The sequence below is a fragment of the Streptomyces sp. NPDC001781 genome, assembly GCF_053596035.1.
Genome location: NZ_JBSFFI010000033.1, coordinates 40,772 through 62,452 on the forward strand (window position 1 = coordinate 40,772; position 21,681 = coordinate 62,452).

The 21,681-nt window shown below is 71.1% G+C and carries 17 protein-coding genes; 5 read left to right on the forward strand and 12 right to left on the reverse strand.

Annotated elements, in window-relative coordinates; genetic code table 11:
- Window positions 1–18: 18 nt before the first annotated feature.
- Window positions 19–666 carry a DedA family protein gene (locus tag ACWCV3_RS24905; RefSeq protein WP_451228207.1) on the reverse strand — a complete coding sequence of 216 codons (648 nt, stop codon included), beginning with the start codon at window positions 664–666 and terminating at the stop codon, window positions 19–21.
- Window positions 667–948: 282 nt separating this feature from the next.
- Window positions 949–1,401: a DUF4442 domain-containing protein gene (locus tag ACWCV3_RS24910; RefSeq protein WP_451228210.1), complete on the reverse strand. Its 453-nt coding sequence runs from the start codon at window positions 1,399–1,401 to the stop codon at window positions 949–951.
- A gap of 118 nt (window positions 1,402–1,519) precedes the next feature.
- Here ACWCV3_RS24910 and ACWCV3_RS24915 point away from each other — a divergent pair, with 118 nt between their 5' ends.
- Window positions 1,520–2,512 carry a hypothetical protein gene (locus ACWCV3_RS24915; RefSeq protein ID WP_451228213.1) on the forward strand — a complete coding sequence of 331 codons (993 nt, stop codon included), beginning with the start codon at window positions 1,520–1,522 and terminating at the stop codon, window positions 2,510–2,512.
- A 136-nt stretch (window positions 2,513–2,648) separates the two neighbouring features.
- On the opposite strand, the gene ACWCV3_RS24920 is transcribed toward ACWCV3_RS24915, so the two are convergent.
- Window positions 2,649–3,494 (reverse strand): spermidine synthase, encoded by an 846-nt coding sequence (locus tag ACWCV3_RS24920; protein WP_451228216.1) that lies wholly within the window; start codon window positions 3,492–3,494, stop codon window positions 2,649–2,651.
- 62 nt (window positions 3,495–3,556) lie between these two features.
- Complete coding sequence (tuf, locus tag ACWCV3_RS24925) at window positions 3,557–4,726, reverse strand: elongation factor Tu (protein WP_451228219.1); 1,170 nt, start codon at window positions 4,724–4,726, stop codon at window positions 3,557–3,559.
- Window positions 4,727–5,039: 313 nt separating this feature from the next.
- Between tuf and ACWCV3_RS24930 the strand changes: the two genes are divergently transcribed.
- The 4 genes from ACWCV3_RS24930 (at window position 5,040) to ACWCV3_RS24945 (ending at window position 10,100) form a co-directional block, all read left to right on the forward strand.
- A complete protein-coding gene (locus ACWCV3_RS24930; RefSeq protein WP_451228222.1) occupies window positions 5,040–5,810 on the forward strand; it encodes a TVP38/TMEM64 family protein in 771 nt (256 codons plus the stop codon).
- A 160-nt stretch (window positions 5,811–5,970) separates the two neighbouring features.
- The gene (locus ACWCV3_RS24935; protein ID WP_451228225.1) at window positions 5,971–6,849 is read left to right on the forward strand and encodes an undecaprenyl-diphosphate phosphatase; all 879 of its coding nucleotides are present in this window, start codon (window positions 5,971–5,973) and stop codon (window positions 6,847–6,849) included.
- 1,275 nt (window positions 6,850–8,124) lie between these two features.
- Window positions 8,125–9,453, forward strand: coding sequence for a sensor histidine kinase (locus ACWCV3_RS24940; protein WP_451228228.1), 1,329 nt, complete (start codon window positions 8,125–8,127; stop codon window positions 9,451–9,453).
- Entirely contained in the window at window positions 9,438–10,100 is a 663-nt protein-coding gene (locus tag ACWCV3_RS24945; protein ID WP_451228230.1) for a response regulator transcription factor, read from the forward strand. Before ACWCV3_RS24940 ends, ACWCV3_RS24945 begins: the two co-directional genes overlap by 16 nt.
- 474 nt (window positions 10,101–10,574) lie before the next feature.
- Here ACWCV3_RS24945 and ACWCV3_RS24950 read toward each other — a convergent pair whose 3' ends face one another.
- The 8 genes from ACWCV3_RS24950 to ACWCV3_RS24985 form a co-directional block, all read right to left on the reverse strand.
- A complete protein-coding gene (locus ACWCV3_RS24950) occupies window positions 10,575–12,743 on the reverse strand; it encodes an MMPL family transporter (RefSeq protein ID WP_451228233.1) in 2,169 nt (722 codons plus the stop codon).
- Window positions 12,744–12,842: 99 nt separating this feature from the next.
- On the reverse strand, window positions 12,843–13,250 hold the full coding sequence (locus ACWCV3_RS24955; protein WP_451228236.1) for a hypothetical protein: 408 nt from the start codon (window positions 13,248–13,250) through the stop codon (window positions 12,843–12,845).
- A 192-nt stretch (window positions 13,251–13,442) separates the two neighbouring features.
- Window positions 13,443–14,936: an FAD-dependent oxidoreductase gene (locus tag ACWCV3_RS24960; protein ID WP_451228239.1), complete on the reverse strand. Its 1,494-nt coding sequence runs from the start codon at window positions 14,934–14,936 to the stop codon at window positions 13,443–13,445.
- Window positions 14,937–14,939: 3 nt separating this feature from the next.
- Window positions 14,940–15,620: an O-methyltransferase gene (locus tag ACWCV3_RS24965; RefSeq protein WP_381938081.1), complete on the reverse strand. Its 681-nt coding sequence runs from the start codon at window positions 15,618–15,620 to the stop codon at window positions 14,940–14,942.
- A 46-nt stretch (window positions 15,621–15,666) separates the two neighbouring features.
- Window positions 15,667–16,503, reverse strand: a complete 837-nt coding sequence (locus tag ACWCV3_RS24970) for a hypothetical protein (protein ID WP_451228243.1) — start codon at window positions 16,501–16,503, stop codon at window positions 15,667–15,669.
- Between the two features lie 247 nt (window positions 16,504–16,750).
- Window positions 16,751–20,044, reverse strand: coding sequence for a non-ribosomal peptide synthetase (locus ACWCV3_RS24975; RefSeq protein WP_451228246.1), 3,294 nt, complete (start codon window positions 20,042–20,044; stop codon window positions 16,751–16,753).
- A gap of 54 nt (window positions 20,045–20,098) precedes the next feature.
- The gene (locus ACWCV3_RS24980) at window positions 20,099–20,653 is read right to left on the reverse strand and encodes a DUF1707 SHOCT-like domain-containing protein (RefSeq protein ID WP_451228249.1); all 555 of its coding nucleotides are present in this window, start codon (window positions 20,651–20,653) and stop codon (window positions 20,099–20,101) included.
- Between the two features lie 121 nt (window positions 20,654–20,774).
- The gene (locus ACWCV3_RS24985; RefSeq protein WP_451228252.1) at window positions 20,775–21,641 is read right to left on the reverse strand and encodes a 3-hydroxyacyl-CoA dehydrogenase family protein; all 867 of its coding nucleotides are present in this window, start codon (window positions 21,639–21,641) and stop codon (window positions 20,775–20,777) included.
- Window positions 21,642–21,681 lie beyond the last annotated feature (40 nt).

Genomic DNA, 21,681 nt, shown 5'->3' on the forward strand with positions numbered 1-21,681 from the left:
GGGCCGGGGGCGTGGCCCCTACGGCTGGTCGGCGCCGACCGGCTCGGGGGCCTCTTCCGCCGACTCCTCGCGCCGCGAGCGGCGCTTCATCACCACGAAGGAGCCGAGGCCGACGACGACCGCGGCGACCAGGGCCACCCAGGAGAACCGCTTGAGCCAGTCCTCCGCGACCATGCCGACGTAGTAGACGACGGCCGTGGTGCCGCCCGCCCAGACGACACCGCCGAGGAGGTTGGCGATCAGGAACTTCCAGTACGGCATGCGCAGGACGCCCGCGAGGGGGCCGGCGAAGATGCGGAGCAGGGCGATGAAACGGCCGAAGAAGACCGCCCACATGCCCCACTTCTCGAAGGACCGCTCGGCGGTGGCGACATGCGCCTCGCCGAAGTGGCGCGGGAACTTGCGCCCCAGCCAGGTGAGCAGCGGGCGCCCGCCCTTGCGGCCGATCGCGTAGCCGATGGAGTCACCGATCACCGCCCCGGCCGTCGCGCAGGCGCCCAGGACGAAGGGGTCGACGCCGGTGTGCTGGGACGACATGAGCGCGGCCGAGACGAGGACGATCTCTCCGGGCAGCGGGACGCCGAGGCTCTCCAGCCCGATCACCAGGCTCACCAGGGCGTAGACGGCGACGGGGGGAACCGAGTCGAGCCATTCCTGCACGTGCACCGCGGTTCCTCCCAGTCGCTGTCGCACCCAGCCGGGCGCGCCGTGTCCGCGCGTCCACTGGGAAGGCTACCCGGTCATCGCGAACCGCCGGCGGGCACGCCCCTGAGCCCGCGGCGAGCGCCGCGCGGCCGCGCGGCCGTGCGCGGGCTGGAGCCATGGACCTGATCGAGGTGGTACCCGGTCTGCGCATGCTCCGCTCTCCGGTCCGCGGCGGAACGGTGCCGACCTGGCGCCGGCAAACTCCGGGACGCGGGCGCGGGCGCCGCGGCACGGTGGGGCAGGTCAGCCGTTGGGCCGCAGGGTCCAGACCACGGTCATCTCTCCGGAGACGGCGCCGTCCTCACGCTGGATGCTGATGGCGACCGGGAACTCGGGGCGGCTGCCCGCGTCCAGTTCCGCGACGACCTCGGCGGCGGGGCGGCCCAGGACGGCGGTGGCGGTCACCGGGCCGAGGGCGAGCTTCTTGTAGGCGATCTCGGCGCGCACCGCGAGCGGCACGGCCCGGGAGAGCTGCTCGCCGAAGGCGGTCAGCACGATGGCCCCGCTCGCGGACTCGGCCAGCGTGAACATCGCGCCGGCGTGCGGCCCGCCCAGGTGGTTGTGGTACTCGGACTGGTCCGGCAGCCGGAGCACCGCGCGCTCGGGGGTGACCTCGATGAACTCCAGGTTCAGGGTCCGCACCATCGGCACCGCGGCGGCCAGCATGTCGCCCATGGAGGCGCTCTCAACTGTCATGACCGCGATGTTACCGACGAGTAGCGAACCTGGCCAGCCCCGCTCCCCACCGTTTCGGTACGCCCCTGACGAGGGACGGTGACCGAAACGTGTCCCGTGGCGCATTAGGGTTCAGGCCATGTGGCCAGGAGAGCAGCCGCCAGGGGGCGCGCAGAACCCGCAGGACAACCCGTACCAGCAGCCGGGTTATCAGCAGCCGAGTCCGTATCAGCAGCCCGGCTACCAGCAGTACCCGCAGCAGAACCCGTACGGGCAGCAGCCCCAGTGGGGTCCGCCGACGCAGCCGCCGCACAAGCCGGGCGGCAGCAACCGGGTCAAGGTCGTCGCCATCGTGTCGGCCCTCGCGGTCGTCGTCACCGCCGGGGTGACGGGGTATCTCGTGCTCGGTTCCAAGGACGGCGGGCACGACGAGGCCAAGGGCGGGAAGACGACCAGCCAGTCACCCACGCCCGCGCCGACGGTGAGTTCGTCCGCGCCGGAGGGCAACCCGCGTGGCGGGGAGGGCGAGAAGCCGGTCGTCGCGGGCTGGAAGGTCGTCGTCAACCCGAAGTTCGGGACCGCGTTCGACGTGCCGCCGGAGTGGCAGCTCGAGTCCACGGACACCTCCTACTTCATGGAGGACCACGCGGACGACGACAAGCTGGTCACGTCGGTGTCCGCGCCCGCCGTCTACAAGTCCAAGTGGTGCACGGACGACAGTGACAAGGACGGCCGTACCGACGACACCTCACTGGCCGTGGCCGGTACGCGCGGCGAGAGGGGCGCCAAGAGCCCGGAGCAGGCCGCCGTGATGCGGGTGCCGTGGTACGTGTACGGCGGCTACACCCAGCCGGACAAGAAGAGCCTCACGTACGACAGGAAGACCAAGCCCTTCACCACCTCCTCGGGCCTCAAGGGCGCCTACGCGTGGGCTCGTTCGTCGGGCAGCCCGCAGAAGGGCAAGTGCGCGAGCGACGGCAAGGCGATCTCCTTCGCCTTCCGCAACTCCGCCCAGGACATCGTGTCGTTCGACCTCTACGGCGCCAAGGGCGTGAAGGAGGAGGTCGACACGGCGACCATCATGAAGATCCTGTCGTCGGTGCGCCTGCACGGGGACCCCACGGAAAGCTGACGGACGGCGGCCGCCCGGCCGGCCACGGCCGGGCGGCCCCGGACTCCTCCTCGCTCCCCGCCGGGGCGGGCGACCCGTCGTCGCGGCGGGTCCGGACGTCCGGCGGCCGGGCCGCAGGGACACGGCGAAGACGGTGTCAGCCGATCCCGAAGGCGCCGTCCGGGGGCTCGGGGGACGGGACGGCGTCGGTGTCGGAGAGGGGACGGGCCGCGCCGACGAACCTGCCCAGCGCCGGGCCGTGCTCGACGCGGGCCGGGAAGGCGTCGGCGGCCGTGCGGCGGGTCAGGGGGGCCGTGCGCAGCGGGACGTGGGAGGCCAGGAGGATCGCGTTGCCGAAGCGGCGGCCTCGCAGGACCGCCGGTTCGGCGATCAGGGCCAGATGCTCGAACAGGACGGCGAAGTTGGCCAGTTGGGAGCGCAGGAAGGTGAAGGGGGCCGCGTCGGCGAGGTTCGCCAGGTAGAGGCCGTCGGGACGGAGTACGCGTTCCGCCTCCCGGGCGTAGTCGAGCGAGGTCAGGTGGGCCGGCACCCGGGAGCCGCCGAAGACGTCCGCGACGACCGCGTCCGCGCTGTCCCCGGGGGCCGCTTCCAGCCAGGCCCGTGCGTCGGCGGCGTGGGTGGTGATGCCCGAGCCGGGCGGCAGCGGGAGGTGCTCGGTGACCAGGCCGAGGAGGCCCCGGTCGGCCTCGATCACGTCCTGCCGGGAGCCGGGCCGGGTCGCGGCCACGTACCGGGGCAGGGTGAGCGCTCCTCCGCCCAGGTGCAGCACGTCCAGCGCCCGGCCGGGCTCGGCCGTCACGTCGAGGGCGTGGCCGAGCCGCCGGGCGTACTCGAACTCCAGGTGCTCCGGCTCGTCCAGGTCGACGTAGGACTGCGGAGCACCGTCGACGGTGAGCAGCCAGGCCCGGTCCCGGTCGACGTCGGGCATCAGCTTGGCGGTGCCGTGGTCGACGGCCCTGCTCACGGGGATCGGTTCGCTCACCCGCTCATTGTCGCCAATCGGCCGGGGTGCGCGGGGACCGGCCCCGCGCACCCCCTGCCGGTTCAGCCGACCGACGTGACCGTCCCCGCGCCCACGGTCCGACCGCCCTCACGGACGGCGAACCCGAGCCCCGGCTCCAGCGGGACCTCCCGGTCCAGCTCCACGGTCATCTCCACCGTCTCGCCGGGCCGGGCGACCGCCGCCTCCCCGAGGCCGACGTCCCCGGCCACGTCCGCCGTGCGGAGGTAGAACTGCGGCCGGTACCCCGTGGACAGCGGCCTGGTGCGGCCGCCCTCGGACCCCGCGAGCACGTACACCCGCGCGGTGAACCGCCGGCTGGGCACCACACTGCCCGGCGCGGCGACGACGTGACCGCGCCGGACCGCGTCGCGCGGCACCCCGCGCAGCAGGACCGCCACGTTGTCCCCGGCCTGTGCCTCCGCCATCGGCTTGCCGAAGGTCTCCAGCCCGGTGACCACGCTGTGCACGCCCGCGCCGAGCACCTCCACCCGGTCGCCCACGCGCAGCGTGCCCCGCTCGACCGCGCCGGTGACGACGGTCCCGCGCCCGGTGACGGTGAGCACCTTCTCCACCGGCAGCAGGAACGGCGCGTCCAGGTACCGCTCGGGCATCGGCACGTAGGTGTCGACCGCGTCGAGCAGCGCTTCCACGGACGCGGTCCACCGCGGGTCGCCGACGAGCGCCCCGAGCCCGGAGACCCGTACGACGGGTACCGAGTCGCCCGGATACCCCTGGGCGGTGAGCAGTTCGCGCACCTCCAGCTCGACCAGGTCGGCCAGCTCCTCGTCCCCCGCGTCGGCCTTGTTGAGCGCGACCACCAGATGGTCGACCCCCACCTGCCGGGCGAGCAGCACGTGTTCGGCTGTCTGCGGCATGATCCCGTCCAGGGCGGAGACGACCAGGATCGCCCCGTCGAGCTGGGCGGCGCCGGTCACCATGTTCTTGACGTAGTCGGCGTGGCCGGGCATGTCGACATGGGCGTAGTGCCGGGTGTCCGTCTCGTACTCGACGTGCGCGATGTCGATGGTGATACCGCGCGCCGCCTCCTCCGGGGTCCGGTCGATGCGGTCGAACGGCACGAACGTGCCGGAGCCGCGCTCGGCGAGCACCTTGGTGATCGCGGCGGTCAGGGTGGTCTTGCCGTGGTCGACGTGGCCCATGGTGCCGATGTTCAGGTGCGGCTTGGTGCGCACGTATGCCGTCTTGGGCATGGCTGTCCCTCGTGGTCCTGGTGGTGCGTGGAGAGCGCGGGACCCCTGGAATCCGCCGACCCTCCCCTCGCGGGGTCCGCCGGACTTTCCGGAGAGGGTCAGCTTCGGGCGCCGTCGACGGCTGCCACGAGGACGAGGACGGCAGCCTTCGGCGCGTCCGCGAGGGCGGAGGCTGCGAGGAAGGCGTACCGGAACATGACGCAGATCATGGCGGACGCGTCGTCCCACGTCGAACGGTTTTCTGCGGCTTCCGGAGCGTCAACGGCCCTGGACCATACGCCGATCACACCCTCATGTCGGTTACTGTCGCCGAATGCCCGATGCCACCACCCGCTCTGGGGGCACCGCCACGACTGCTCCCCCGGCCGTGGTCCTGAGGCCGACCCCAGCCGCGCCCCTCACCCCCGTGAACTCCGCCGGTCGCGCCGTCCGCGCGTGGCCGTCCGCGTACCTGCGCCTCGGCCTGCTGCTCACCCTGCTCGCGGCCGCGGCGACCGCCGTCCTGGTCTTCGACCCGCAGCGCCTGCTCACCGAGGGCTGGCCGCCGCAGCTCGGCGGGTTCGCCGCGGCCGGGGTCTTCGCGCTGGCCTACGGGCTGTGCACGGTGGCGTTCGTGCCGCGCCCCCTGCTCAATCTTGCGGCGGGCGCGCTGTTCGGCTCCGCCCTGGGCCTGACCTCGGCGCTGGCGGGTACGGTGCTGGGCGCCGGACTGGCGTTCGGCCTCGGCCGGGCGCTGGGGCAGGACGCGCTGCGTCCGCTGCTGCGCGGGCGCTGGCTGAAGGCGGCAGACGGGCAGCTCAGCCGGCACGGGTTCCGCTCGATGCTGGCGGCCCGGCTGTTCCCCGGGGTGCCGTTCTGGGCGGCCAACTACTGCGGGGCCGTCTCCCGCATGCGTACGCTGCCGTTCCTGCTCGCCACGGCGCTGGGCTCGATCCCGAACACGGCCGCGTACGCCGTCGCCGGGGCCCGCGCCTCGGCTCCGACCTCTCCCGCCTTCCTGATCGCGCTGGCCGTGATCGGGCTGCCCGCGCTGGCCGGTACGGTGCTGGCCTGGCGCAAGCGCCACCATCTGCGGGCACGTTGACGCCACCGCCGGGACAGCGCTGGTGCACGCGCCGGCCTCCCGGCGTTCATGACCAACGCATGACCAACCCCCTGTGAAGGCTTTGCCTCCGGCGCCCGCTACGCTGCCCTGCGTCGCATGATCACCCCTGCCCTCCCCAGCGCTTGGACGCCACACCTCCATGTCTTGGTTCGAATCCCTCGTCCTCGGACTCGTCCAGGGACTCACCGAGTTCCTGCCCGTCTCCTCCAGCGCGCACCTGCGGCTGACCGCGGCCTTCTCCGGCTGGCAGGACCCCGGCGCGGCCTTCACCGCGATCACGCAGATCGGCACGGAGGCGGCGGTGCTCATCTACTTCCGCAAGGACATCGGGCGGATCATCTCGTCCTGGTTCCGCTCCCTGTTCGACAAGTCGATGCGGGGTGACCACGACGCGCAGATGGGCTGGCTGGTGATCGTCGGCTCGATCCCGATCGGCGTGCTCGGGGTGACCCTGAAGGACCAGATCGAGGGGCCGTTCCGTGACCTCAGGATCACGGCCACCATGCTGATCGTGGTCGGCGTGGTCATAGGCATAGCCGACCGGCTGGCGGCCCGCGACGAGTCCGGCGGGCGGCACCGCAGCCCGAAGCAGCGCAAGACCTTGCAGGACCTCGGCATCCGCGACGGCCTCGTCTTCGGCCTCTGCCAGGCGTGCGCCCTCATCCCCGGCGTCTCCCGCTCCGGCGCCACCATCAGCGGCGGCCTCTTCATGGGCTACAAGCGCGAAGCCGCCGCCCGCTACTCCTTCCTCCTCGCCATTCCGGCCGTCCTCGCCTCCGGCGTCTTCGAGGTGAAGGACTCCCTGGGTGAGAACAGCGAGGTCGCCTGGGGTCCGACCCTCTTCGCCACGGTCATCGCCTTCGCCTCGGGCTACGCGGTGATCGCCTGGTTCATGAAATTCATCTCGACCAAGAGCTTCATGCCGTTCGTCTGGTACCGCATCGCACTGGGCATCGTCATCATCGCCCTGGTCACAGCGGGCGCGCTGAGCCCGCACGCGGCGGAGTCGGCGGGCTGACGGAGTGCACACGTGTAGCGCTACCTGGCATTTTCTAGCGTCTGACTGCATCATCAAGCCATGATCATCTCCCACTCGTCTCCCACCGGGGAGGCGGGATGCACCCCCTAGGGCGTGTGCGTCCGCAAAGCAAGGGATGACACGGAAGGGCCCGCACGGCTTGCCGTGCGGGCCCTTCCGTGCAGAGGGTGAAGCGGGTGAGCTGAGGTTCAAGCCTCATCCGGAAGAGTTCCGCCGGGATGTCGTGCGGGTCGCGAAAGCCCTCATCAGCGTCGTGGCCGTCGCCCGGGAACTGTCCGGCTGGTGCTGGAGCCTGGCAATCATGGAGGACTGACACCCATCAACTCCTCCGCGAAAACCGCTGGCGGGGGCACCAGCCCGAGGGCCGTGCAACGCGAGGAACGATCCGCGGAATTCCTATGAGCAGCCCGCTCCTTGCGGGCCACGCCCGGCATCAGAAGAGCGGCCCGTTCCCGACGCGCAACCGGTCATGCGGTGCTCAACCCGCGCATATCAGGCTGACCGTGCGTCGACGCCACGACACGCACACCCTGGTCCGCCCCCGCCAGCCCCACACCCCTCTCAGCGAGGAGGGGCCGCATACCCATGCCCCTTGACAAGAACCTGCTACATATCAGGAATCACTGGCGACACGTCGACCTCGAACAGCCGCGGTTCGTCGATCAACGCAAGATCGTCGTGTCGGTACAGACAGCCGTCGGTATCTTCGCTGCTCCTCGCGCCGGCCGAGGGCGGAGAACGCCGGCGACCTGCCCCACCCGCGCCCACCTCACCCGCACCCGCCACTTCACAACGTTTCGCCCCGAATCAGCCGCCAAGACCGTCTTCACCGGGGTGGGGCCCGCCGGTCAGCCGGGTGCGGGGGACACCCGGCTGACACTGAAAAGGTACGCAGGCCGAGCTGTGCCCGGTATCCCGCTACACCCACGGACAAGTGGGCCTAGGCCCACCGGGAGCAGGGCAGGCGGGCGAAGCCCGTCCCACTGCGACGGCTACGAGCCGCCGCTCCGGTCGGGCGCCGTCGGTCTCGGCTCCCCCGGTGCCGATGCTCCACCGTCCGATGCCATCCCGCGTTCGCGTGCCCCCGCGGAGCGCGGCGCGGCCGGCCGGGCGAGCGAGCGGGGGTGTGGCTAGGCCCACTCCCGACGGGGCGTAGCGGGATACCGAGCGCGGGGCGGCCTGCGTACCTTCTCCGGTATCGGCTGGTCGGTCTCCGGCTGACACGATGATCACCGTGGTGAAAGGATGAGGCGCATGAGGATACCTCCGGGAGGCGGTCCCCTTCGTTGGTGCGCCGAGATCGGGCTCGGCCTCTACCGGTCTGTGGTAGTGGCCGTTCTCACCTGCGTGTTCCCCCTCGTCGCCGTGCCGGTCGGCGTGGCCGGCTCCCACGTGGCCTACTCCTGGTCCACAGGGATCGCGGGAGCACCGCTGGCCGTGCGCGCGCTGGCGGCCGTCGGGGAAACCCTGGTGGTGATGCTCTGGATCTCCTTGGCTCTGTGGATCACCCACTCGCTGATGAGCCGCACGCTCGCCAAGGCCGCACGCCGGTGCGCGGCGAGCTGGCTCGGTCTGCGCATCGAGGTGTCCTACCGTCCCGTCCCGCAGGTCACCCGGGTCGCCACGGGGTACTGGTGGGACGGCCACGAGTACCACCGGTCCGAGCGGGAGGCCCGCCGCCGCGCCAAGGTCGAGGCGCGGTTCCACGATCCGCAACTGCACTGGGACGGGGTGTGGGCGCTGGTCGCCGGGGTCACCGTGCTGCCGGTCGCGGTCCTGCCGCCGCTCGTGCTCGCTTACGGCGTCCGCATGGCGCTGACGCCCGGTCTCGTCGGATACGGCGTCGCCGTGATCGTGGCGGGCCTGGCCGGCGCCCCCTTCGCGTGGCGGATTCTGCGGCCCGTGGCGGAGCGGTTCCTCGGGCCGGTGCCGAGCACCCGGCTGGGCCGGCGGGTGGCGGAACTGGAGGCCATCCGCGCGGATCTGACGCACACTCAGGCGGCGGAGCTGGAGCGCATCGAGCGGGGTCTGCACGACGGGGCCCAGGCCAGGCTGGTCGCCATGGGCATGTCCATGGGCGCGGCCGAGCAACTCATCGACACCAACCCCGACGCCGCGAAGGCGCTCCTCGCGCAAGTCCGGGCCACCTCGGCCACCGCACTAGCCGAACTGCGCTCGCTCGTCCGTGGCATCAACCCCCCGGTACTCGCCGAACGCGGGCTGGTGGACGCCGTCCGGGCCCTCGCGCTCGACTCCTCCGTGAACGTCGAGGTGCGCAGCCAGGTGCCCTCTCGGCCTGAGCGGCCCGTCGAGTCGGCCGTCTATTTCGCCGTCGCGGAACTCCTGGCGAATGTGGCCAAGCACTCCCGCGCCGAGCAGGTGACGGTCGAACTCGGTTACGCGGAACGCACGTTGACGGCTACCGTCAGCGACGACGGAGTCGGCGGGGCCGGCGCCTCCGCAAGCTCCGGACTGAGCGGCATCGAGCGCCGGATGGCAGCGTTCGGCGGGCGCGTGGACATCGACAGCCCCGTCGGCGGACCCACTCATATCACCGTGGCGGTACCGTGCGAATTGTCGTAGCCGAAGATCTTTTCCTGCTCCGTGACGGGATGGTGCGTCTGGTCGAGGCGTTCGGGCACACCGTCGTCGCCGCCACCGAGTCAGGGCCCGGCACGCTTGAGGCGCTGCTCGCGCATCGGCCGGACGTCGCGATCGTGGACGTCCGGCTGCCGCCGACATTCTCCGACGAGGGGCTCCAAGCCGCGCTCGCCGCCCGCCGGGTCGTGCCCGGGCTGCCCGTCCTCATCCTCTCGCAGCACGTGGAGCAGTTGTACGCGCGTGAACTTCTCGCTGACGGGCAGGGCGGCATCGGCTACCAGCTCAAGGACCGGGTTCTGGACGCCGGGCAGTTCATGGACGCGCTTCAGCGCGTCGCTGACGGGGGGACGGCCCTCGACCCCACGGTCGTCGCCAAACTGCTGGGCCGGCCCGAGCGGGCCGATCCGCTCGCCACCCTCACCGAGCGGGAACGCTCAGTGCTCGCGCTGATGGCCGAAGGGCTGTCCAACTCCGCGATCGCCGGCCGGCTGTTCCTCAGTGAGGGCGCGATCAGCAAGTACACCACCACCATCTTCGCCAAGCTGGACCTGGCCACCGACGACGACACCAATCGCCGGGTGCGGGCGGTGCTCGCCTACCTCGGCGCCAATGCGCGGGGGGCCGAGTAGACCCGGAGATGCCGCACCGGGCGCTGTAGGACACCTATGGCGCCCGGTGCGGCACTTTGCTGTCGGGCGGTGGCATCGTGGCTCTGCGGGTGAGGGTCTCCGGCGTGTCGACGGTGGGGTTCGGGGTGTGGTGGGGGCGGTGTCGTCACGGGCGAGGAGTGTCCGAGGGGTTGCGGTGAGGAAGGCGGGCGCAGCGGGGCCGACACCGCACCCAGAACACCACGCGGGCGGGCCGGTTCCGTGGGGTACGGGGTTCGGGCACCTCGGTGAGAGCACGACCGCACCGGTGGACGCCGGGACGCTCGCGCCGGCGAACGAGTCGGCGTCCGTGTTCGGGCCCGTCCTGATAGCCGCGACGGCGTCGAACTCGGCGCGGTCGCAGCGGAGTTCGACGGACCCTGGGTCGAGGCAGCCCACACCCGCCAGGACCGCCACCTCCGGAGAGGTGGCGGTCCTGGTGGGTGTGGGTGGGGCTCAGTTGTGGAGTTTCGACGGGGTGCGTACAGGTCCGTCCGGTGTCTCGTCGGCGGGGGACTCGGAGCCGGCTTCGGGGAGCGCGCGGTCCGCGTGGCCCGGCCACCACGCTACGTGGCCGATGAGGGCCGTCAGGCTGGGGGTGAAGAACATCGCCATGACGAAGGCGGCGATCGCGATGCCGAAGGAGACGGCGAAGCCCATTTCCTTGAGGAGGGCGTTACCCGCGAGCATCATCGTGGCGAAGGTCGCGGCGAGGATGAAGCCCGCTGCGGCCACCGTCGGGCCGGTGTGGCGCAGCGCGACGCCTGCGGCCTCGCGCGGGGTGCGGCCCTCGCGGGCCTCCTCGCGGAGCCGGGCGATCATGAGGATGTTGTAGTCGGTGCCGATGGCGACGACGAAGAGGTACACGATCACCGGGATCAGGAACATCAGGCCCGAGTGGCCGCGCAGCCCCTGGAAGACCCACACGGTGGCGCCGAGGGTGGCGCCGAAGCCGAGGCCCACCGAGGCGATCAGGTACCAGGGGGCGACGACACTGCGCAGCAGGAGCCCCAGGATGATCATGATCAGGACGGCGGCGACGGGGAAGACCGTGCGGTAGTCGTGGTCGACGGCGGTGTCGATGTCCTTATAGATCGAGGAGAGACCGCCGACGACGGCTTCCGTGCCGGCGGGTGCGTCGGAGTGCGCGACGTCCCGCACCCGGTCCACGGCGGCGATGGCCTTGTCGGTCGCCGCCTCGTACTTGAGGGTGACGGTGAAGTCGGCGGTGGTGCCGTCCTTGTTCAGCTGGGACACGCGGGCGCTGGCGACCCCGTCGACGGCGCCGAGCTTGTCGGCGTACGCGGCGAAGGCGGACTTGTCGAGCGGCTTGCCGTCGGTGCTGGAGAGGTAGACGTCGGTGGGGGCGGCGGCGCCCGCCGAGTACGCCGTCTTCAGCTCGTCCTGGACGACCATGGACTCCTTGGTCTTCGGCATCGAGCCGGACGCCAGGTCGAAGTTGGCCTTGAAGCCGAGCCCGCCGATCGCCAGCACGACCAGGACCAGGCCGGAGGCGGCGGCGGTCAGCGCCGGGCGGCGTTGTACGCCTCGGCCGAGCGCGGCGAAGCTCGCGCCTCGCGGCTCGTGCTGCCAGGACTTGGAGGGCCAGAAGACCTTCGGGCCGATGAGCGAGACCACGGCGGGGATCAGGGTCAGCGCCGCGACGAGGGTGGCGGTGACCGCGATGGCCAGCGCCGGGCCCATCTGCTTGAGGGAGCCGAGCGTGGACAGGCTCAGCGCGAGGAAGGCGATGACGACCGCTCCGGCGGCCGAGGCGACGGCCTCGCCGACCCGGGCGACCGCGTTGATCACGGCCTGCTTGGGTTCGTCACCGGCGCGCAGGCGTTCGCGGTAGCGGAACATCAGGAACAGGAAGTAGTCGGTGCCGACGCCGAACAGGACGACGATCAGGATCGAGGAGACCGAGTCGTTGGCCTGGAGGCCGAACAGCTTGGTCGCGTAGGCGATCAGGCCCTTGGCGACGGCGGACACCAGGGCGATCAGGATGAGGGGCAGTACGGCGAGGATCGGCGCCCGGAAGATGACCAGCAGGCTCACCAGGATGATCGCGAAGGTGCCGAGCCCGATCAGGGCGTTACCGGCCTTGGACGCGTCCTGCGCGTCGAGGGCCTGCGCGGCGGGGCCGCCCAGCTTGACCTGGAGGTGCGTGCCCTTGGTCAGTTGGCCGACGTCGTCGCGCAGCACCTTGGCCGCGTCGGCCTGCACCGGCTGGCCTGCGGTCTTCTTGTCCATCTGGACCAGGGTCATGGTGTATTTGCCGTCCTTGGACGGTGGACCGGGTACGACCTTCTGCACCTGGTCGATGTGCTTCTGGCCCAGCTCGGTGGTGATGCGGGCGACGTCCCGCTCGTCGTCGGCGGTCAGCTTGCCGCCGTCGGCACGCTGGTAGAGGGCGATCGCCGACGGGGTGAAGGCGCTGGGGAACGCCTTGTGCTGGATGTCCGATGCCCTGATGGACTCGTAGCTCTTGGGCAGGAAGCTGCTCTCGTCGCTGTTCGAGGGGAGGCTGGGCGCGGTGGCCACGATGGCCACCGCCGCGATCAGCCATGCCACGATCGTCCAGACGGGGTGCCGCACGACGGCTTTCCCGACGCGTTGGAACATGGGGGTCCTCCTGATCACTGTCTGGAAAGCACGCGTCTTGTCGGAGTGAACTCGGCCTGAGCGAAGGAGCGGTGGGGGCGCGCCGAAGTCCGGTCGGTCTCAGGCGCTCTTGGTGAAGGCGCCGCTCAGCGGGGCCCGGCGGGTGATGACGGCGGCTCCGAGCAGGCCCAGGGCGCCGATGGCCTGCATGGCGGCGTACCAGCCGGGGCAGAGGCCGGGGATCAGGTCGATGACGATGATCGCGACCGGCAGGACGGTGGTGAGGATGCGGACGCGCTCGAAGCTCGACCGCGAACCCTGGGCCGCGGCGGCGACCAGCCGCAGGATCACGGGGGCCATGGCGAGCAGGACGCCGCCGCGGATCCACATGAACGCGGTCACGTCGTGGCCGAGGGCCGCCACGACGGCCGTCGTCGCGAGGACGATGCCGGAGACCGCGCCGAAGAGGTTCACGCACTTCTTGACCGTCCCGAAAGCCTCTTCCGTGGTGCCGGTGTGGTTCGCCATGTCTTTCTCGCCTTCTCGTTGTGAGTTCTCGTTGTGATGTAGACGCTACGGATCACGGGCGGGGCCCGGTATGGGTCTGGGCGTACGGGTGGGTGGGGCCAGACCCACCCCTTTGTCCCGCAACTGTCCCGCGACGCCGTGAGCCGCCCGGCGGATCGCCGGACGGCTCGTCAACGCAAGGGTTTTGCGAGGTCAGCGGGCCTGGAGGAAGTCCAGGTACCGGAGGACGTCGGCGGTGCCGTCGGCCGTGGTGACCAGGCCGACGTGGCCGTCCGGGCGGACCAGGACCAGGGTGTCCTCGGTGTATCCGTAGGCCGGGGGGCATTCGGGGAGGTGCAGGGTGCGGAGGTCGGGGAGGCCGGCGGAGCGGACTCGGTCGAGCGCTTCGCGGGAGGTGGCGCCCAGGCCCAGCAGTGTCGAGTGGGGGCCTCGGAAGGCGTCGAACAGGTGGGTGCCGTCCGGGCATGGTGAGTCCGGGGCGCGGTCGCCCGCCTGGACGCCCTCGCCGGGTGCGGTGAGGTGCCAGCTGAGGGAGCTGTCGCGGTAGTTCAGGCCGAGTTGCATCGTCTCCTCGGTGAGGCCCGCTTCGGCGCCGCCCGTGCCGCCGACGACGGCTTCGGCGATGCGGTCGCCCGAGGAGAGGGACGTGCGCAGGGTCCACTCGGCGATGGGCAGGCGCTCTTCCTGGTAGGTGTCCAGGAGGCTCTGGCCTGCGCCCTTGACGACCCCGGCCAGTTTCCAGCCGAGGTTGTAGGCGTCCTGCACACCGGTGTTGGCTCCGAGCGCGCCCGACACGGGGTGGATGTGGGCCGCGTCGCCGGCGAGGAGGACCCGGCCGGAGCGCAGCGTGTCGACCATCCGGACGTTCTTCTTGTTGACGGACAGCCAGGTCGGGTTGCTCAGTTTGATGGGCATTCCGCTGATGCGGTCGACCGCGTCCTGGAGCGCTTCGAGCGTGGGGGGCGGGATCGTGCCGTCGGGGGCGGCCGGTGCCGAGCCCTGGACCTGCCAGGAGCGGGAGCCCGGCAGCGGGCACATCAGGAGCAGGCCGCGCTCCAAGTCGTACCACTGGTGCCAGGCGTCGTCGGGCAGCCCGTCGACCTCGACGTCGCCGACGTAGAGCCACTGGGTCTCGTCCGTGAAACCCCGGAATTCCACGCCGAGTTGCTTGCGGACGGTGCTGCCGCCGCCGTCGCATCCCACGAGGTAGGCGAACTCGGTCTCCTCGGTTCCGGACGGGCTCTCCAGCGTCGCCGTCACCGAGGTGTCGGTCTGGGTGAAACCGGTGAGTGTCGTGCTCCGCTCGACTTCGCAGCCGGCCTCGCTCAGCAGGCCCCGGAGTACTTCCTCGACGTCGTTCTGGCGGATGTAGAGCATCCGCAGATAGGGGGCGTCGGGGCGCGGGTCGTTCTTCTCGTACGGGATCACCTCGCTGATGATCCGGTCCCTCAGAAGCCGCCGGAAAGGAAGGCGGTGCGTGCCGGCTTCACGCATCTTGTCGATGATTCCGAAGTCGTCGAACACCTCAAGTGTCCGAGGCTGCACTCCCGCTTTGCCGCGCGATGCGGTGGTGAATTCCGCTTGCTTTTCGATGATGCGCACGGGAACACCGCGGCGCGTCAATTCGTAGGCCAGCGTCAGACCCGTCGGACCGGATCCGACCACGAGGACCGTTGCTGATTCCATGGGTTATTTCACCACCGCGAGGGCGAATCCGTCCCAGCCCTTCCAGCACACGGTCTGCAGGACGGTGGTGTCCAGCCTGTCGTCGGCGCTCAGCGCGAGCAGCGCGGCGCGGGCTCCGGTCGCGCTGCCGTCCTCGCTCGCCTCGTCGAGGATCGCCCCGTTCCAGATGATGTTGTCCACGACGACGGCGGCGCCGGACCGCGAGAGCTTCACCGCCCAGTCGATGTAGGCGACGTTGTTCTCCTTGTCCGCGTCGATGAAGACGAGGTCGAACGGGGGCAGGCCCTCTTCCGCGATTTTCGGGAGGGAATCCAGCGCGGCGCCGACCCGCAGGTCCACGATGTCCGCGAGACCCGCCTGCTCGATGCTCTCCTGCGCGATCTCGGCGTGCGCCGGCTCGAATTCGAGCGTGATGACACGCCCGCCCGCACCGACCGCGCGGGCCATCGCGATCGTGCTGTAGCCGCCGAGCGTGCCGATCTCCAGAATGTTCCGCGCATTCACGAGCTTCGCCAGCAGGTGGAGGAATTTACCCTGCGCGGCGGAGACGCTGGCCGGCGGGAAGCCCTTTTCGTCAATGCGGTCGAGGGCCGACTGCAGGGCCTTGTCGTCGCCGACGTAGAGGTCTTTGAGGAAAATGTCGACCTTGGCTATGGAGGTCAGGACGTCTTCGAGATCGCTCATTTTTTCTTCCTCTCGGGAAGTGCTGCGGGAAATGCTGGAGGGGTGGTCACAGTCCGAGGTGGTCGACGAGTACGCGGACCGCGGACTCGTCCCGCATGAGGTCGGAGTGGCTGAGGCCGAGCGGGAAGCGCCGGCCGAGGACCTTGACGGCGTCGACGACCATGGGGTCCCCGGCGCGCTCCTGGTCCGCGAAGTCGTCGGACGTGATGCCGATGGAGCGCTGCCAGACGGCGCTGGGGTCGACCTGGGCGGCGGCGGAGAGCCACGTCATGTACGACTCGAAGAGCCGGACGACCTCGTCGCGGCGGTTGTCCGACAGGCCGATCCGCTGGAAGGCGAGGGTCGCCAGCTCGCGGTAGAGGGCGACGATCTCCTCGGCTGCCTCCACCAGGACGGCGGACGAGCCCTCGACGATCTCGGCGGCGCGGCGGCGGCCCTGTTCGGCCTCTTCCTCGGTGAAGACGGGGCCGGCCATGGAGATCATCTTGTGCATCTCGTTGGCGAGGAGCTGGATGTCGGTGAGCTGCGGATCGAAGAGGACGACCTTGGGTTCGGTGCTCTGCGTCAGGGTGAGCCGCTGGGCGATCTCGGCGGCGTAGACGCTGCCGACGCAGTACCCGAACACGGCGACGACCTCGTACTTCTCCCAGTCGCCGTCCCGCATCCAGTGCCCGGTGTAGGAGTCGCCGGTGGGCCGGTCGGCGAGTCCCACGGTGGGCGGCACGGTCTGGAGGAACCCGTACTCGGACCACGCGGAGCCCATCCCGGTCACGAGTTCGGGGAATCCGGCCTCGCGTCGCCCGGCGGCCGGGAAGTCGACGCCGAGAATGATGCGGTTCGAGGTGGGCGCGCTGATGACGCTCCAGGACTGTGCGTTCGGCATGTGTTTCTTCCCATCGTCCTATAGAGGCTCGTCTAAAGAGGAAGCAGGAGGTCTTCTCCCCCACGCATTCGGCAACTGCGATCCGAGCGGCTGGAACAGCCTGGAGGAAATTGGCCGGCGCTGCCTGCGAAGAGCGGTCATAGCCAAATCCGTTCGGCAGATTAGCCCGGATCCGCCGGACATTGGGCTCCCGCTATTGAACAGCCGACGGAATGTTCAACTGATGCCTCGACCGCACACGGACGTGTCAGCCGGCGCCCTCGGCGCGGGCGCGGGCGAGAGCCGCGAGGACACGGGGGGTGGCGGGCTGCTCGAACATCTGGGAGAGCTCCAGACTGACGCCGCTGATCCGTTCCAGTTCCTGGAGGACGACAGCGGCCAGCATCGAGTGACCGCCGTTGTGGAAGAAGTCGGTGTCGGCGTCGACGTCGGAGCGGCGCAGGAGCGCGGACCAGAGGGCGACGAGTTCGTCGAGCAGCGGGTCGCCCGAGCCCTCGGCGGACCCGGCGCTGTCTACTGGGGCGGCGCTGCGGCGTTCGGCGGCACGGCGTTCCAGGAGCGGATAGTCGATCTTGCCGCTGCCGTTGATCGGCAGGGCGTCCGTGGTGAGGAACTCGACGGGGACCATCGCCTTGGACAGCCGCTCACGGGCGTGCGCGGCGATGTCGTCCACGTCCGGCTCGACGTGTGTGGCGGCGGGCTCCAGCCAGGCGACGAGGACGCCGTCGCCGCTCGGGTCGCCGACCAGGACCACCGCGACACCGCCGACGTGGGGGTGTGCCATCAGCGTCGACTCGATCTCGCCCAGCTCGATGCGGTTGCCGCGCAGCTTGACCTGGCGATCGCTGCGGCCCATCAGGTCGATGACGCCGGTCGGCCGCCAGACGGCGATGTCGCCGGTGCGGTAGTAGCGGCCGTGGTCTGGGTGCGTGCCGAAGCGCTCGGCGTTCAGGTCGGGGCGGCCGTGGTAGCCGATCGCCACGCCCGCGCCCGCGATGCACAGCTCGCCGCGCAGGCCGACCGGGAGCGGGCGGCCCCGGTCGTCGAGGACGAGCAGGGTGGTGTTGCGGATCGGGCGGCCGACGTCCGGGCGGCCGGCCGGCTCGCGGTCCACCACGGACGAGGTCGACCAGATGGTCGTCTCGGTCGGACCGTAGACGTGGTGCAGTTCGGCGCCGGCCGCGATCAGGCGCCACACCAGCCAGGCCGGGACCGGTTCGCCGCCGCACAGCACGGCGCGGCCGGGCAGCCGGTCCTCGACCCGGTCGAGCACCAGCCGCCAGGTGGTGGGGGTGGCCTGTACGATCCGGATCGCGTGCCGTTCCAGCAGCTCGCCGAGCACCCGGCCGCTGGAGCGCGCCGCGTCGGGCCCCGCGACGACGCGCCCGCCGGAGACCAGCGGTACGAACAGTTCGAGGCCGGAGATGTCGAAGGCGAACGTCGTCGTCCACAGGGTCGCGTCCTGCGGGGTGGCCCGCAGTTCCTCGACGAAGTGCAGGACGAGGTTGGCCAGGGCGAGGTGCGGGACGAGGGTGCCCTTCGGCCGGCCTGTCGAGCCGGACGTGTACATGAGGTAGGCGCAGGACGCCGGGTCGGTCCACGCCGGCTCGTCCAGCGGGCCCGCCGGGTCCGTCGCGTCGGCCGAGTCGTTCACGGGCGGGGGCTGGAGCACGGTCGTCCCGGCGCCGGGCTCCACGAGAGCCGCCAGCTCCGCGGCGCCGAGGACGAGGCGTGCGCCCGAGTCGGACAGCTGGTGTCTGATCCGTTCCTCGGGGTGCGCCCTGTCGACGGGCAGGTAGGCCGACCCGGCCAGCCAGGTGCCCAGCACCGAGGCGACCAGTCCGGCGCCGCGCGGCAGCGCCACGGCCACGACACCGCCGGGTGCCACGCCCGCCGCCTCGATCAGGCGCCGGACGCGCTGCGCGGCGAACCACAGGGCGCGGTAGGTCACCTCGCGCTCGCCGTCCACGACGGCGACGGCATCGGGCGCGGCGATCGCGCGCCGCCAGATCGCCCGCAGGACGGTGTCCGGCTCGATCGGGCCGTCGGTGTCGTTCGCCGCGTCGATGACGGCGTGGTCGCGGGCGCTCCAGCCGGGCAGGGCGCCCACCGGGCCGTCGGGGCGCGCGCCGAACGCGCACAGCAGGGCGTCGTAGCGCTCCAGCATGAACTGGACGTCGGCCCGCGTCAGGACCTCGGTCCGGTAGGCGGCCCAGACGCGCAGTCCGCCGCCCTGCGAGGGCTCCACCCGCAGTTCGAGGTCCGGCTTCGCGCAGCCGTTGTCCACCTCGACGACGTCGGCCGGCGCGCCCGCGAGGGTGAACCGGGCCGGGAGTACGTCGGCGGCGGACGCGTGGTCGAACAACAGGCGGAACAGCGGGCCCAGCCGTCCGGACCGAGAACGCAGCAGCTCCGGCGCATGCGCGTCCACAGCCACGTCCGCGTGCGCCACGGCCTCCTGGGAGACGTCCTCGCTGCGGCGGATCAGGGCGGCGACGGGCTCGTCGGGGTCGACCGGGACGCGCAGCGGCAGCACATGGGCGTGCAGGCCGATCGTGCGGGCGAACGCGGGCGGGCGCAGGTCGTGCGGGAGGCCGACGACCAGGTCGGGGCCGGCGCCGTGTGCTTCGAGCAGCGCGCAGTAGCCGGCCAGCAGTACCGAGCGCTCGGAGACGCCCAGGTCTTCACTCAGCCGCCTGACCGCCGCGACGGCCCCGGCCGAGAGGTCGGCGCGCTCTACGGCGCCGGAGAGGGTCGGGCGCTCCGGGTCGGGCAGCGCGCAGCCGAGATCGAGGGCGTCGGTGGAGACACCGGCTAGGCGGGCGCGCCAGTAGTTCAGGCTGTCGGGGGTCGGTGGGGGGGCAGTGTAGGTGGGGGTGAGCGAAGGGGTGGCAGACACGGGAACGGACGGGGTCGGCGAGGGGATGGCGTAGCCGGGCTCGGATGGGCTCGGCAAGGGGGCGGCAGACTCGGGCTCAGCCGAGGTTGGCAGAGGGTCGGCGTAGCCGGGGGCGGTGGGGGGCTGCTCGGCTGGTGCCGGGCCGGCCACGGCGTGTTCGTACTCCGTGACGAGGTCTTCCAGCAGGATGCGGCGGGACGGGGTGTCCAGAACCAGTTGGTGGGCCGTCACCGCGCACATGTCGCCGGTCGGGTGGTGCAGGAGTGTCGCTCGGATCAGGGGTTCGCCCGTGATTCGGAACGGGGCGGTGACGTAGGGCTCAAGGTCGGCCGCTGTCGGGGGGCCGGCCGTCTTGACCTCGGTCAGTTCCGGGGTCAGTTCGCCGGGGGCGGTCACGCGGGACGTCAGGCGGGCGTCGTCGGCGTGGTAGACCGTGCGCAGCGCCTCGTGCCGGCGGAGGACGGCGGCCAGGGCGGACCGTAGCGCCGTCGGGTTCAGAGCCGTGTCGACCCGGAACGCGACGGACAGGTTGTTGACGGCCGTGCCCGGGACGAGTGCCTCCAGCAGCCACAGCGCTTCCTGCCGGACGCCTGCGCCGCCACCGACCACAGCCTCGGTGTCCTGCTCCACGTTGCTGCCCACGGGCTCCCCTAGAAATCCGGTAGAAAACCAGCTGTTGTCGGTGAGGTCAGGTCGTCAGTGCGAGCCGCGCGGGTAGCGCACGACGAGGTCGCCGCCTCGCAGCTTGCCGGTGACCTCGATGCGCAGGTCCACGGGGAACTCCGGGTCCTGCTGGGGCGGGCGGACCCGCAGGTCGCCCATGCGCACGACCACGTCGTCGGCGACGACCACGATGCCCGGCCGGGTGGTCAGCAGCAGGTCGCCGCCGATGCCGAGGTCGACGTCGATCGTCAGCAGGTCGTGGACCACTGTCGCGTCGGTGAAGTCGAGCCGGGCGTTGCCGACCGTCAGTTTGATCTCCATCCGGCGCGGGACCACCCAGGTCCCGATCCACTCGGCGGAGCCGATCCGCTTCTCGATCCTGACCAGGTCTTTGGCCTGCACGCGCGGTTTCGTGCGCCGGCGCTGCTCGGGCAGGTCCCGGGTCAGCGCGGCGAGGTCGCGCAGGGTGCGTGCGGCCAGCGCCGCCGTCACCCGCTCGTCGAGTTCCTCGGGGGTCAGCCTGCCCTCGGCGCCCGCCTCGCGGATGATCTCCAGGACCTGGTCGCGGTCGGCGTGCGACGCCCTCATGGCCTGCGCGGAGACGCGGCCGGCGGTGTCTGCTGATGCTCGTGTTCGTCCACGAGGTCAGCCTTGCCGGTACGCCCCGCGAAGGACAAGAGTGGTCAATCCCAGGTGAACACGGCCCGGGTCACTTCATCGCCGCGCCGTACTCGAAGAAGCCCCGGCCGGTCTTGCGGCCGTGGTGGCCGTCCTTGACCAGTTGGAGCATCAGGTCGCAGGGACGGCAGCTCTCGTCGCCCCGGGCGTCGTAGAGCACGTAGAGCGAGTCGACCAGGTTGTCCAGGCCGATCAGGTCACCGGTGCGCAGCGGGCCCGTCGAGTGCCCGAGGCAGCCCTCCAGCAGGCCGTCGACGACCTCCGCCGAGGCGACGCCCTCCTGTACGAGCATGGCCGCCGTGTTGATCAGCGGGTGCAGCAGGCGGTTGATGACGAAGCCGGTGGAGTCGTTGATGACGAGGGACTCGCGGCCCAGCGTGGAGAGCAGTCCGACGGCCGCGTCCAGGATCGCGGGGGACGTGCGGGTGCCCCGGATGACCTCCACCATCTTGATCATGTAGGAGGGGTTCATGAAGTGGACGCCGAGGAGGTCCTCGGGGTGCTTGACCCAGGCGGCCATCTCGTCGATGGAGATGCACGAGGTGTTGGATATCAGGGTGGTGCCGGGGCGGACCAGCGCGGAGGCTGCGGTCAGGACCTTCTCCTTGACCTCGACGACCTCGGTGACGGCTTCGACGACGGTGGTGGCGTCGGCGATGTCCTCCAGCGAGGCGGTGACGGTCAGCGAGCCCTGCGGGCGGTCGGCCGGCAGCACGCCCATCAGCTGTGCGTGCCGCAGCTTCTGCTTGATCGTGCCCTTCGCTGCGGCCAGCGCGGACGCGTCGGTCTCGACCAGTACGACGTCGACGCCGTGGCTGGTGGCGAGCGTCGAGATGTTCGTGCCCATCACGCCGGCGCCGACGACGGCGAGGCGGTGCTGCGTGAAATCAGCGGTCATTGGCTCTTCCCTGCGGTGTGGTGGTCGGTTCGCGGGTCAT

Bases quoted from the DNA above. Each gene is read 5' to 3' on its own strand.
- ACWCV3_RS24910 (WP_451228210.1), bottom strand. From the start codon at position 1,401: ATGACAGTTGAGAGCGCCTCCATGGGCGACATGCTGGCCGCCGCGGTG.
- ACWCV3_RS24915 (WP_451228213.1), top strand. From the start codon at position 1,520: ATGTGGCCAGGAGAGCAGCCGCCAGGGGGCGCGCAGAACCCGCAGGAC.
- tuf (WP_451228219.1), bottom strand. From the start codon at position 4,726: ATGCCCAAGACGGCATACGTGCGCACCAAGCCGCACCTGAACATCGGC.
- ACWCV3_RS24930 (WP_451228222.1), top strand. From the start codon at position 5,040: ATGCCCGATGCCACCACCCGCTCTGGGGGCACCGCCACGACTGCTCCC.
- ACWCV3_RS24935 (WP_451228225.1), top strand. From the start codon at position 5,971: ATGTCTTGGTTCGAATCCCTCGTCCTCGGACTCGTCCAGGGACTCACC.
- ACWCV3_RS24940 (WP_451228228.1), top strand. From the start codon at position 8,125: ATGAGGATACCTCCGGGAGGCGGTCCCCTTCGTTGGTGCGCCGAGATC.
- ACWCV3_RS24950 (WP_451228233.1), bottom strand. From the start codon at position 12,743: ATGTTCCAACGCGTCGGGAAAGCCGTCGTGCGGCACCCCGTCTGGACG.
- ACWCV3_RS24955 (WP_451228236.1), bottom strand. From the start codon at position 13,250: ATGGCGAACCACACCGGCACCACGGAAGAGGCTTTCGGGACGGTCAAG.
- ACWCV3_RS24960 (WP_451228239.1), bottom strand. From the start codon at position 14,936: ATGGAATCAGCAACGGTCCTCGTGGTCGGATCCGGTCCGACGGGTCTG.
- ACWCV3_RS24965 (WP_381938081.1), bottom strand. From the start codon at position 15,620: ATGAGCGATCTCGAAGACGTCCTGACCTCCATAGCCAAGGTCGACATT.
- ACWCV3_RS24970 (WP_451228243.1), bottom strand. From the start codon at position 16,503: ATGCCGAACGCACAGTCCTGGAGCGTCATCAGCGCGCCCACCTCGAAC.
- ACWCV3_RS24980 (WP_451228249.1), bottom strand. From the start codon at position 20,653: ATGAGGGCGTCGCACGCCGACCGCGACCAGGTCCTGGAGATCATCCGC.
- ACWCV3_RS24985 (WP_451228252.1), bottom strand. From the start codon at position 21,641: ATGACCGCTGATTTCACGCAGCACCGCCTCGCCGTCGTCGGCGCCGGC.